The organism is Kribbella sp. NPDC059898 (assembly GCF_042730855.1).
Lineage (GTDB): Bacteria > Actinomycetota > Actinomycetes > Propionibacteriales > Kribbellaceae > Kribbella.
Genome location: NZ_JBHWKR010000002.1, coordinates 800,660 through 811,624 on the forward strand (window position 1 = coordinate 800,660; position 10,965 = coordinate 811,624).

13 protein-coding genes are annotated in these 10,965 nt (G+C 70.4%); 2 read left to right on the plus strand and 11 right to left on the minus strand.

The features are described 5' to 3' along the window. Positions 1-5: 5 nt before the first annotated feature. The 3 genes from ACFV9C_RS09385 to ACFV9C_RS09395 are packed head-to-tail and all read right to left on the minus strand — an operon-like array spanning position 6 to position 2,520. Positions 6-584, minus strand: a complete 579-nt coding sequence (locus tag ACFV9C_RS09385; protein WP_380192055.1) for a hypothetical protein — start codon at positions 582-584, stop codon at positions 6-8. After that, a complete protein-coding gene (locus ACFV9C_RS09390; protein ID WP_380192056.1) occupies positions 581-1,294 on the minus strand; it encodes a DUF4129 domain-containing protein in 714 nt (237 codons plus the stop codon). The genes ACFV9C_RS09385 and ACFV9C_RS09390 overlap by 4 nt, the downstream gene beginning before the upstream one ends. Positions 1,295-1,311: 17 nt before the next feature. After that, on the minus strand, positions 1,312-2,520 hold the full coding sequence (locus tag ACFV9C_RS09395; RefSeq protein WP_380192058.1) for a GNAT family N-acetyltransferase: 1,209 nt from the start codon (positions 2,518-2,520) through the stop codon (positions 1,312-1,314). A 96-nt stretch (positions 2,521-2,616) separates the two neighbouring features. Between ACFV9C_RS09395 and ACFV9C_RS09400 the strand changes: the two genes are divergently transcribed. Further along, positions 2,617-3,690: a CobW family GTP-binding protein gene (locus tag ACFV9C_RS09400; protein WP_380192060.1), complete on the plus strand. Its 1,074-nt coding sequence runs from the start codon at positions 2,617-2,619 to the stop codon at positions 3,688-3,690. Here the strand turns inward: ACFV9C_RS09400 and ACFV9C_RS09405 are convergent. The 4 genes from ACFV9C_RS09405 to ACFV9C_RS09420 form a co-directional block, all read right to left on the minus strand. Beyond that, positions 3,687-4,376 carry a maleylpyruvate isomerase N-terminal domain-containing protein gene (locus ACFV9C_RS09405; protein WP_380192062.1) on the minus strand — a complete coding sequence of 230 codons (690 nt, stop codon included), beginning with the start codon at positions 4,374-4,376 and terminating at the stop codon, positions 3,687-3,689. The genes ACFV9C_RS09400 and ACFV9C_RS09405 overlap by 4 nt on opposite strands. 198 nt (positions 4,377-4,574) lie before the next feature. Further along, on the minus strand, positions 4,575-5,351 hold the full coding sequence (locus ACFV9C_RS09410) for an HpcH/HpaI aldolase/citrate lyase family protein (RefSeq protein ID WP_380192064.1): 777 nt from the start codon (positions 5,349-5,351) through the stop codon (positions 4,575-4,577). A gap of 14 nt (positions 5,352-5,365) precedes the next feature. Next, on the minus strand, positions 5,366-6,895 hold the full coding sequence (locus tag ACFV9C_RS09415) for an acyl-CoA carboxylase subunit beta (RefSeq protein WP_380192066.1): 1,530 nt from the start codon (positions 6,893-6,895) through the stop codon (positions 5,366-5,368). Positions 6,896-6,902: 7 nt separating this feature from the next. Beyond that, a complete protein-coding gene (locus ACFV9C_RS09420; RefSeq protein ID WP_380192068.1) occupies positions 6,903-8,066 on the minus strand; it encodes an acyl-CoA dehydrogenase family protein in 1,164 nt (387 codons plus the stop codon). Between the two features lie 68 nt (positions 8,067-8,134). On the opposite strand from ACFV9C_RS09420, the gene ACFV9C_RS09425 reads away from it, so the two are divergent. Next, positions 8,135-8,524 (plus strand): MerR family DNA-binding transcriptional regulator, encoded by a 390-nt coding sequence (locus tag ACFV9C_RS09425; protein ID WP_380192070.1) that lies wholly within the window; start codon positions 8,135-8,137, stop codon positions 8,522-8,524. Position 8,525: 1 nt separating this feature from the next. On the opposite strand, the gene ACFV9C_RS09430 is transcribed toward ACFV9C_RS09425, so the two are convergent. The 4 genes from ACFV9C_RS09430 to ACFV9C_RS09445 all read right to left on the minus strand — a co-directional run bounded on the left by ACFV9C_RS09430 (position 8,526) and on the right by ACFV9C_RS09445 (position 10,955). Next, complete coding sequence (locus ACFV9C_RS09430; protein WP_380192072.1) at positions 8,526-9,284, minus strand: hypothetical protein; 759 nt, start codon at positions 9,282-9,284, stop codon at positions 8,526-8,528. A gap of 342 nt (positions 9,285-9,626) precedes the next feature. Further along, the gene (locus ACFV9C_RS09435) at positions 9,627-10,244 is read right to left on the minus strand and encodes a DUF6891 domain-containing protein (protein ID WP_380192073.1); all 618 of its coding nucleotides are present in this window, start codon (positions 10,242-10,244) and stop codon (positions 9,627-9,629) included. A 30-nt stretch (positions 10,245-10,274) separates the two neighbouring features. Continuing rightward, on the minus strand, positions 10,275-10,703 hold the full coding sequence (locus ACFV9C_RS09440) for an SRPBCC family protein (protein ID WP_380192075.1): 429 nt from the start codon (positions 10,701-10,703) through the stop codon (positions 10,275-10,277). Between the two features lie 18 nt (positions 10,704-10,721). Continuing rightward, positions 10,722-10,955 (minus strand): DUF5652 family protein, encoded by a 234-nt coding sequence (locus tag ACFV9C_RS09445; RefSeq protein ID WP_380192076.1) that lies wholly within the window; start codon positions 10,953-10,955, stop codon positions 10,722-10,724. Positions 10,956-10,965: the final 10 nt, after the last annotated feature.

The following is a 10,965-nucleotide window of genomic DNA, read 5'->3' on the forward strand; positions in this document are numbered from 1 at the left end:
ATCCCTCACAGGTTCTCGATGGTGTGGATCGCGCCCTCGATCTCGTCGAGGGACGCGGTGCGTTTGTCGTCGCCGGTGATCAGCACCCAGAGCCGGTCGCCGAGCAACTCGCGGGCCCGGTCCGGCTCGAGCCCGGGGTCGATGCCGTGCCGGTGCACCAGGCGGTCGGTGGCCAGCTCGAGCAGCAGCGGGCGGATCCGGCGGGCGAAGGTCTGCGAGCCTTCACCGGCCCGCCGTTCGCGGCTCGACTCCTGCAGCCAGGTGGCGAGGAACTGGGTCCGGTTGTCGCTGTTCCGGATCCGGAGCGCGGCCAGCCGGTCGTCGTGCCGGCCGGGCCAGCTGGTCTCTACGACCTCCGGCATCAGCAGGCGGATCGCGAGCGTGACCAGCCCGACGCCGAGCGCCGCCACCACGAACCACAGCGGGCGGGGCGCCATCCCCGCGGCGCCGAAGATCCCGACGAGGATCAGGCTCGCCAGCACGGCGATGCCGAGGTGCTGGATCAGCATCTTGTTCGGCAGCCGCCGCTTCTTGACCTCGGGCGGCGGACCTTTCTCCTCCAGCGCAGACCAGCGGTAGGTCACGGGGCCTCCGCGGGGTCGCTCGGAGCGTGGGCGAGTTCTTCGCGGAGCCGGAGCAGGGCGGCGCGGGCGGTCGTGCGGGCCTCCTCGGTCGAGCCGTGGGTGGAGTACCGCGCCTCGCGGTACAGCCGCCCGAGCCGGATCAGCTCCGGCTCGGAGATCCCGCCGACGCCGAGCACCCGGACGGTGAACTCGGCCGGTGTCTCCGACGGTTCCCGCGCCGCGCCCGCCGACGCGGCCGCCTCCTCGAGCGCGACCCAGCACGCGATCACCGCGTCGGACGCCGTACCGCTGTCGATCTGCGCGAGACCGGTGTCGACCGCCTCGGCCAGCCGCTCGGCCTTGACCCGCTCCCAGTTCTCGTCCGCGGGCTCCGCCTTCGGCAACCGGATCCGGCGGACCACGCGGACGATCACCAGCACGATGAACACCAGCACCGCCGCGATGATCAGGTACACGATCGCCTGCCAGAGTCCGAGCAGCCATCCGGGTGTCTCGTGCTGCGGCAGCATCCGCGGCGACGGCGTGCCCTGGGACGGCGGCGTCTGGGTGACGATCCGGGTCGGCAGCGGACGCGGGCTGGACTTCAGCGTGCTCTGACTGACCGGACGCACCGGCCCGCTCGCCGACGCCAGCACGACGAACCCCGCCACCACGATCCCTACGAACACCACGACAGCCGCCGCGAGCGCACCCCTACGCTGCGTCTGCATCTGGGCAGGTTACCCCTTCAGAAGCCCGTGTCGAGGAACGGAAGCCAGGTTGTGGAAAACGCTTGCGAGGTTGCGGCCAGTGCGCCCGGGGTGTGTTCGGCGACCAGGCCCGCACGGCCGAGTCGTTCGAGTGACGGCCGGCCGAGGTACACAGCACCCAGATCGCGTACGTCGAGCGTGAGGTCGGCGTCCCGCTGCACCTGCTCGCAGGACGCGCCGTCCGTACCGCCGGACAGGTACCAGCGGCCCGCGTTCCACGGCAGGAACTCGTCGACCACCTCGATCACCACGTCGAGGTCCCGCGCGTACGTCCGCCCTGCCAGCGCGCGGCCGACGTCGACCGGCCGCAGCCACAGCCCGTCCCGGGTGATCGCGCCCGGCGCCCGCGGGTCGAGCAGCAGGTCCAGCAGCGGGTCGTCCGACGCGAGCAGCTCGCAGTGCGTCTCGCTGAGCAGGTCCGGCTCGAGCAGGTAGCGCCAGAGCGCGGCGTGCGCCGCCAAGTCGACAGCGTGCACCCGCAGTACGTCGACGTACCCCTTCTGCGCGCGCTTCGTCCGGTAGTGCGCGTAGCCGACGAGCTCACCGTCCCGCTCGGCGACGACGCACCGGATCCTCGATGCGTTCGCGATGTCGCTGACCACGGTCGGGCTGATCGTGTACTGCTGCCACTTCTCGTTGTGCTGGAACATCCCGGGCCGCTCGAGCGCGAGCTTGTTCCGCAGCTCCGCGCAGCGCGCCAGGCTCTCGTGCGCGTCGACGTACCGGATCCGTACGTCGTCGATGCCCGCCACCGGGCGCAGCCCACGGGACGCCTTCGGTACGACGATCTCCTGGTGGTCGGACGCCAGCCCGTACCCGAACCGCGGGTAGATCACCGGCTCGCTCGCGGTCAGCGTCGCCAGCGGCTCGCCTGCCTCGTGTACGTCGGTCAGCTGCGCGCGCATCAGGTCCCGCAGGATCCCGCGCCGCCGGTGCGTCGGCCGTACGCCCACCATCGTCACGCCCGCGGACGGCAACTGCCCACCCGGCACCGTCATCAGCTGCGAGAACGTCCCGGTATGCCCGACCAGCTGACCGTCCTCACTCGCGACGATGCTCCGCTCCTGCTCCCAAATTCCCCGCTCGGACTCGTACTGCTCGTCCGTCCACGGCGCGGAGAACGCCATGTCCAGCAGCTCCAGCAACTCGGCCCACTCGCCCGTGAACTTCCCGATCTCGATCGCCATGTTCCTTGCCTACCAGAAGATCGCGGCCCGCGGCCTGTTGTTTTCGGACACGCCGTACCGATGGACTGATGAAAACCGTTTTCATATAATGTGTCCATGACCGCCCGAGCGAAGACTCCGTTGTCCTTGTTGGTGGGGCTTTCCGCGACCCTGCGGGAGCCTGTCCTGGAGGCGATGACCGACGCGACCACCGTGGTCGTGGAGGTGGACCAGGACGAGCTCCCCGGTCGCGGCGTGCTGGCCTGGCAAGTGCGTGACCGGTCCGGGCCGATCGACGCGGGTGAGTTCAGCGTCGGCGACGACTGCGGGGCGTGCCAACTGATCGAGTCGCTGGTGCCGTTGCTGGAGACGCTCGTCGAGCGCGCGCACTGGGACCACATCGTGCTCTCGGCGCCGCCGGCGATGGAGGCGCGGCCGCTGGTCAGCACGCTCGTCTCCGTGCTGCCGGAGATCGTCGTCGACACGGTCACCTGCGTGGTTGACGCCGTACTGCTGGTCGCGCAACTCTCCGGCGACGAGTTGCTCGCCGAGCGCGGCCTGGCGCTCGGGCTGCCGGATCGGCGCAACGTCGCGGAGCTGACCGCCCGCCAGATCGAGTACGCCGACGTGTGCGTGCTGGCGAACGCGCATCGCAGTACGGCGCCCGAACGGCTGGAGCATCTGCTCGGGCATCTGAACCCGCGGACGGAGGTCGTGACGGCGGGCGCTTCCGGCGTACCGGACGGTCCGGTCGCGCGGACCGGGCGGTTCGACTTCGACGCCGCCGAGGCGTGGGCCGGTGAGCTGGCGACGTCGGACCGGGTGCAGCCGAGCGACGACGGCGTGACGACGGTGCTGTGGCGGTCGACGCGGCCGCTGCATCCGGCCCGGCTGAACGACGCGCTCGAGGACATCGTCGACGGCGTCGTCCGCAGCCGCGGCGTGGTCTGGCTGGCGAACCGCCCGACGCAGCGGGTGCGCTGGGAGTCGGCCGGCTACAGCGCGTCGCTCGGGATGCTCGGCGAATGGTCGGACACCGAGCACCTGGCCGAATGCACGGTGGTCGCCACCGGCATGGGCCTCGACCCGGCCCGGCTGCAGGCCGTCCTCGACGCCTGCCTGCTCACCGAGTCCGAGCTCGCCAGCCTCGACTGGAGCGACCTCGAGGACCCGTTCGACGGAGTGTTCTAACCGAGCAGCGGGAGGCGCTTGGCGTGCGGGCCGAGCATGTCGTGGTCGGACTCGTCCAACGGCACCCGGCCGGTGGCCTTCAGCACGTACGTCGTCGTGTCCCAGGCGATCACGTCCCACGCCTCCGGGCCGAACAGCCCGTCCAGCGTGCGCGCGGTGACCTGCAGCGCCTCGGGGTCCGGCTCCGGCGCGGCCGGCAGGCCGACGGTCAGGTCGAGATGATGGACCGTTGCCTCAAGCACCAATGTGGCGACGAAGTCGGTGGCGCGCAGGACGTGGCCCTGGGTCTCCACCCGGTGGCCCTTCGTCGCCAGCCCGACGGACGCCGCGCGGACGGCCGCCTCGGACAGCTCCCGCCAGTGCTGCACGAGCATCGCAGGCTTCCGGTACGCCGATGCGACGGTCCGCACGAAACTCGTGTCGCCCTGCTGTGGTACGTCGGTCCAGTAGCTGACGAAGTCCCGGTCCGGCTCGGCCACGGCCGGGCTGGCGAACGCCGTCAGCGCCCGCTCGGCGTCGTACAGCAGATGGACCAGCAGCGGACCGACGGGCATCCCCGGGCAGCGGGTCTCACGCGCGAAGTCCGCGTCGTTCAGCCCCTGCACGGTCTCGGTCAGCCGCCCGTACGCCCGCCCGAGCGTCGCCGCCAGCCCCAGCGGCAACGCGCCGCGCTCGGGTGCCCTCATCCCGCCCTCCTCGATGTGCTCTGTCAGAACTTAACCCGAGAAGCCACCGAGGTGTTCCGAACCTGCCCCACTCACCCGCGCAGGCAGCCGATCGCCGCGACCGGCGGATCGCCAGGCCATCACAATCGCGGCTTCGCCGCGGCCGTGAGCGGGAACCGCCAGGGTTTGGTGGATTGTGATGGCGTGGAGATCCGCCTGCTACGACCGGGCCGTCTCCAGGTGTGCCGCGGCGATCGCCTCGAGGTGGCTGAGGTCGGACGCCACCGTGGCGAAGGTGTACCCCTGGGCCAGGCGCCGCTTGGCCGACTCGCCGTCGAAGGTGTGGATGCCGGCCGCGACACCTGCCTCGCGGGCCGTCCGCGCGATCAGCTCGAGCGCCTCCTCGAACGGCCCGTCCACGTCGGGGTCCCCCGGGAACCGCGCGCCCAGGGCGAGGCTCAGGTCCGACGGCCCGACGTACACGCCGTCCAGACCGGGCGTCGCGCAGATCTCCGCGACGTTCTCCAGCCCCAGCGCCGTCTCGATCATCGCCAGTACGACGGTCGCGTCGTTGCTGTCCGCCGGCACCGGACCGATCCGCAGTGCGGCCCGCATCGGCCCGAACGACCGCGCCCCGGCCGGCGGGTACTTCGCCGCCCGGACCGCCCGTGCCACGTCCGCCGCGGTGTCGATCAGCGGCACGATCACCCCGATCGCCCCGGCGTCCAGCGCGCGCCCGATCGGCGTCGGGTCGTTCGCCTCCACCCGGACCAGCCCGACCGACGGCCGCGGCCCGATCGACGACCCCGCGTCGATCGCGAGCAGCCCGGTCACCAGGCCCTGGTACCCGATCAGCCCGTGCTGCGCGTCGAGCACCACGTAGTCGTACCCGAGCCGCCCGATCCGCTCGGCGGCGGCCGGCGAGTCCAACGTGATCCAGTACCCCACCAGCTGCTCACGCGCCCGGACCTTCAACGCGAAATCGTTTGCACTCATGCTCCGGACACTATCTACACCGGCGGTACGCCGTGCCTGCGGTGCGAGAACGTCCGGTCCTTGGACTGGGCCGCGGCGAGCCGGGCGATCAGGTCGGCGCGCAGGTTCTCCGGCTCGACGATCGCGTCGATCACCAGGTCCGCGGCCAGCCGCAGGATGTCGATGTCGGTCTCGTACTCCTCGCGGAGCTTCGCGACGTACTCGACCCGTTCGCCCTCGTCCGCGATCTCCTGGATCTTGTTGTAGTACACGGCGTTGATCGCCGCCTCCGGACCCATCACCGCGATCTTCGCCGTCGGCAGCGCGATGCAGGCGTCCGGCGAGAAGCCCGGCCCACACATCGCGTACAACCCGGCGCCGTACGCCTTCCGGACGATCACCGACACCGTCGGCACGGTCGCCTCGGACACCGCGGTGATCATCTTCGCGCCGTGCCGGATGATCCCGGCCCGCTCCACTTCGCTGCCGATCATGAACCCCGGTACGTCGCACAGGTACACCAGCGGCACGTTGAACGCGTCGCACAGCCAGATGAACCGCGCGGCCTTGTCGGCGGAGTCGACGAACAGTACGCCGCCCTTCACCGCCGGCTGGTTCGCGACGATCCCGACCACCTGCCCCGCGAGCAGCCCGAACCCGACCACCAGCTCCGGCGCGTACGCCGGCTTGATCTCGAAGAACGTGTCCGCGTCGAGGACCGCGTCGATCACGTCGTGGATGTCGAACCCGATGCTCTCCTCGGCCGGCACCAGGTCCCGGGTGAAGTCGCGGCCCGCGTCCGAGGCGTCGTACGACGGTGGCCGCGAGCGCCACGAGCCCGGCAGGTAGGAGAAGTACTGCTTGGCGAGCTCGATCGCCTCGGTGTCGTCGGACGCGAGCAGGTCGCCGCAGCCGGAGACGCTGGTGTGCATCCGGGCGCCGCCCATCTCCTCCAGCGTCACCTTCTCGCCGACGACCATCTCGGCCATCCGGGGCGAGCCGAGGTACATCGACGCGTTGCCGTCGACCATGATCACGATGTCGCAGAACGCCGGGATGTACGCGCCACCGGCCGCGGACGGGCCGAACAGGCAGCAGATCTGCGGCACCTTGCCGGACAGCGCGACCTGGTTGTGGAAGATCCGCCCGGCGCCGCGGCGGCCCGGGAACAGCTCGACCTGGTCGGTGATCCGGGCGCCGGCCGAGTCGATCAGCCAGAAGATCGGCAGCTCGTCGCGGAGCGCGACCTCGGTGACCCGGACGATCTTCTCGACCGTCCGGGCGCCCCACGAGCCGGCCTTGACCGTCGGGTCGTTGGCGACCAGCAGCGCGGGCCGGCCGTCGACGAGCGCGCGGCCGGTGACCACGCCGTCCGCGGGCAGGCCCGGGTTCAGCGCGTTCGCGAGCTGCGCGTCCTCGACGAAGCTGCCCTCGTCGACGAGCAGCGCGATCCGGTCGCGGACGTACAGCTTGTGCTGGCTCTTGAGTTTCGCCGCCGCCTTCTCGGGCGGCGCCAGGGTTGCCTCGCGGGCGACCTTGACCTCGGTCCAGTGATCGTGGGTCATGCGGCCATCATTCCACCGGGAGCCCGAGGCCCCGGGCGATCAGCATCCGCTGGACCTCCGACGTACCCTCGCCGATCTCCAGGATCTTGGCGTCGCGGTAGAACCGGGTGACCGGGTACTCCTCCATGAAGCCGTAGCCGCCGAAGACCTGGGTCGCGATCCGGGTCGCGGTGACCGCGGACTCGGTCGCGTACAGCTTCGCGACGGCGGCGGCCTGCTTGAACTCGGCCATCGGGGCGCCGGCGTCCTTCAGCGCGGCCGCCCGGTAGACCAGCAGCGCGGCGGCGTCGGCCATCACCTTGAGGTCGGCGATCTGGAACGCGACCCCTTGCTTGCGGCCGATCGGTACGCCGAACGTCTGCCGCTCACCGGCGTACTGCGTGGACATCTCCAGGCAGGCCCGGATACAGCCGAGCGCGACCGCGCCGATCGCCACCCGCCCGTCGTCGAGCGTCGCGAGGAACTGGCCGAACCCCTTGCCGCGCCGGCCGAGCAGGTTCGCCTCGGGGACGCGGCAGTTCACGAACGACAGCGGGTGCGTGTCGGACGCGTGCCAGCCGAGCTTGTCGTACGCCGCCTCCGCGGTGAACCCCGGCGTACCGGCCGGAACGATGATCGTGGAGATCTCCGGCTTGCCGTCCACGCGCTCACCGGTGCGGGCGGTGACCGTGACGACGGACGTGATGGACGAGCCGGAGTTCGTGATGAACTGCTTCGAGCCGTCGATCACCCACTCGCCGTTGTCGAGCACGGCGCGGGTCTTGGTCGCGCCGGCGTCCGACCCGGACTCCGGCTCGGTCAGCCCGAACCCGGCCAGCTTGTCGCCCGCGACCAGGTCCGGCAGCCAGGTCGCCTTCTGCTCGTCGGTGCCGAACGTCAGGATCGGGTTGATCCCGAGCCCGACCGCGGCCTCCAGCGTGATCCCCATCGACTGGTCGACCCGGGAGATCTCCTCGATCGCCACACACAGACTGGTGAAGTCGCCGCCGGCCCCGCCGTACTCCTCCGGCGCCGTCAGCCCGAACAGCCCGAGCTTTCCCATCCTGTGCACGACCTCGACCGGAAAGTAGTGCTTCCGGTCCCACTCGGCCGCGTGCGGCGCGATCTCCGCCTCGGCGAAGTCACGAACGCTGCGCCGGAACTCCTGATGCTCCGCGGACAACTCGTACATGCGGCACTCCTTCGTGCTTGACGCTTACGTAAACGTAAAGCACGCTAGGCAGCATGCACAATAGCCGGGTGCCCGAGACCTGGTCGATCGCGGAACTGGCGGCCGAGTACGACGTCACCCTGCGCACGATCCGCTTCTACGAGGACCGCGGCCTGCTCACCCCCGAACGCCGCGGCACCACCCGCGTCTACCACCCCCGCGACCGCATCCGCCTCGCCCTCATCCTGCGCGGCAAACGCCTCGGCTTCTCCCTCGACGAGATCGCCAAGATCGTCGACATGTACGACGCCGAACCCGGCGAGGAAGGCCAACTCGTCTACCTCCTCGACCAAATCACCCACCGCCGCCAAGAACTCGAACAACGCCGCCGCGACATCGAAGAAACCCTCCAAGACCTAGCCGAAGTAGAAGCCCGCTGCCACACCGACCTACAGGCTCTTCGCAACGGCAAGCCCTGACCTACCGCTCGAGCCGTACCAGCCCCGTGCGGTCAGCCTCGCCTCGCGAGCAGTCGAACGCAGCGCGGTCGACAAAGAACTGCGCCGGATCCTCGGCAGCAGTCCGGCGGAGCGTCCAGGGCTCACCCGGCGAGGCGTGGACCAGCGTCGCCACCCGGGACCGGTACTGCTGCTCGAAGCCGGCAATCATGAGCTCGGCGGCGGCCGCAGGCTCCTCGTCCGACTCCGAGAACGGGTAGCCCATCGGGTCGTCGAACCACGGCGCCAACTCGTCGCCACCCGCCGCACGCCACCGCGCGACCAGCCCCCGGAACGCAGCCTCCCGACGTACCGCGGACCCGGCCGCGAGAACGTCCGATCCCGCGCCCGAGAACACCCGAGCGAACGACCGGACCGGGACCAGGTGCGTCTCGCTGAGCGCCCACACCGACCGGGTCAGCAGCAACGCGGCGCGTAGCAGGTCCGCCGCCTCGAGCGCCGCCCCGCGCAGCATCGGCCCCGGCCACCGCGACCGCTCGGTCGGCGCCAGCTGCCCCGTCTCACCCCGCGGCCACGCGCGATGGTCGACCCAGAACCTGATCTCCGGGCCAACTACGTACCCTCCGACACCGATCGAGATCCTGGGCGCCCCGCGCTCCCCGGAGAACTCGATCCCGTGGCGATCCCTGGCATCCAACCGGAGCGCCTCGACCCCGGAGCACCGGACGTAGATGTCGGGCAGGGCGTACGAGATCTCGGTCCACTCCGTGACGATCGACATCCGGCATTCCAGCCGTCCTCCGAGCGCTCGATCGTCAGCCCGGACACCTCGGCCGAGGCCAGGTTGAACCGGGCGGACAGCCCCTCGGCGAGCTCCGGTGTCAGGCGCGGCAGTTCGACAGGCTGCGACCGCCAGTTGCGGTACGCCGTGCCGTCGCGAGCGATGGCCGTCCGAACCCAAGGGCGCCGAGCGCAGGCAGCGCGGACGAAGGAGCGGATGGTGTTGTCCCAGCTGTCCGCGATCCGGTTCAGCCGCAGCCGATCGAACGTGCGCGCATCGGCCGCGATCTCGCCGATCTCGACGAACGACTGGTCGAGCTGCGCCGCCCAGGCCGCACATACCTCAGCCAAGGCCGGGCAGGCGGCGGCGCCAGCTGAGGGGGCCGACCTGGACGCGCTGTTCCGACGAGCCGCTCCACGTCACCGGAAGGGCGTGCGCCTGCAGCACCCCAGCCACTTGATGGCCGACAGCGGTGACGCGGTCGTTCCATTCGGGCTCTGGGGCGTCAAACGCGCCGTACGCCAGGAGCAGGTGCGCGGCGTCCTCGGCGAGGCGTTCGGCGTCCTGGGAGTGGAAGAAGACGTAGCCGACGGAAGGGCGATCGGACGGACGCTCGTCGTGGATCTCAGTGGAGCCGCAGGTCTGGCAGCAGGTGAAGTTCATCCGCGCGACGACGCCCGCGGCGTCGAGTTCGGCGAACGCCGCGGCGACGCTGTCGGCGTCGGTTCGCTCCGGCCAGTCTTCCTGCTCAGCCAGCCGCGCACGCCACAGCTCGTCGACGAGTTGCTCGACCTGTCGGCCCGTCAGCAGTTCCTCGTCCTCGACGTACTCCGTCGCCGCTTCGATCACCTCGGCGCGGCTCATGAACCCAGGCACGATCCAGGCCCGAATCTGCTCCCGAGCACCCTCCAGGCTCTCCGGGTCGCCGGTCGCCTTCAGCAAGTCGTCATAGATCCCCACCCGTGCAGACTAGCTGTCAGAAGGCGTCTTTCAGCTTTCCAGGATCTGTTTTGCGCGGTCGAGGGCGGCTACTTCGGAGTTCATGGATTGTTGGACGGGTTTGGTCATCAGGAGTTTCTTCAGGCCGGTCAGTTCGGCTGAGAGTTTGAAGGTGACTTCGGTGCCTTCGTCGACGGGGGCGAAGTGGTAGTCGCCGGTGGGGCGGACTGGGCCGGCGGTTACTTCGAAGGCCAGGTGGGTGTCTGGTTCGTACGCCGTGACGCGGTAGTCGGACGGGATGGCGCGGCCGCCGGGGCCGGTGATGCGCTGGTGGTAGGTCATGCCGGGGCCGATCGGGCCGGTGCGGGTGATCTCCTTGACGGCGGGGCGCCACTGGGGGTCGTTCTCGCCGTCGGCGAAGTACGCGAACACGTCTGCCGGTTGCCGGTTGATCCGGACCGTGTGGACAGCCTCAGGCATCATGCCCCCCAAAGAACGCTAGTCGGCCTTGCGCCGTCCGAACAACCAGTAGGCGATCGGTGCCGCGCCGACCGAGTTGAACACCGTCAGGAACACCGCCCACACGGGCTTCGGTCCCCGTACCTGAGCGGACGGGCGGCGGGCCAGGTCCGCCAGCGCGACGGCCTTGAGCACCGTCTCAGCCACCGCCCCGACCACGATCAGCCGCTGCTTCCCGGGGCTCAGCTCGTCCCACTTCGGTCTCCCGTTCACCCCTCCACGA

Bases quoted from the DNA above. Each gene is read 5' to 3' on its own strand.
- ACFV9C_RS09400 (WP_380192060.1), top strand. From the start codon at position 2,617: ATGACCGCCCGAGCGAAGACTCCGTTGTCCTTGTTGGTGGGGCTTTCC.
- ACFV9C_RS09405 (WP_380192062.1), bottom strand. From the start codon at position 4,376: ATGAGGGCACCCGAGCGCGGCGCGTTGCCGCTGGGGCTGGCGGCGACG.
- ACFV9C_RS09390 (WP_380192056.1), bottom strand. From the start codon at position 1,294: ATGCAGACGCAGCGTAGGGGTGCGCTCGCGGCGGCTGTCGTGGTGTTC.
- ACFV9C_RS09440 (WP_380192075.1), bottom strand. From the start codon at position 10,703: ATGCCTGAGGCTGTCCACACGGTCCGGATCAACCGGCAACCGGCAGAC.
- ACFV9C_RS09415 (WP_380192066.1), bottom strand. From the start codon at position 6,895: ATGACCCACGATCACTGGACCGAGGTCAAGGTCGCCCGCGAGGCAACC.
- ACFV9C_RS09395 (WP_380192058.1), bottom strand. From the start codon at position 2,520: ATGGCGATCGAGATCGGGAAGTTCACGGGCGAGTGGGCCGAGTTGCTG.
- ACFV9C_RS09410 (WP_380192064.1), bottom strand. From the start codon at position 5,351: ATGAGTGCAAACGATTTCGCGTTGAAGGTCCGGGCGCGTGAGCAGCTG.
- ACFV9C_RS09420 (WP_380192068.1), bottom strand. From the start codon at position 8,066: ATGTACGAGTTGTCCGCGGAGCATCAGGAGTTCCGGCGCAGCGTTCGT.
- ACFV9C_RS09430 (WP_380192072.1), bottom strand. From the start codon at position 9,284: ATGTCGATCGTCACGGAGTGGACCGAGATCTCGTACGCCCTGCCCGAC.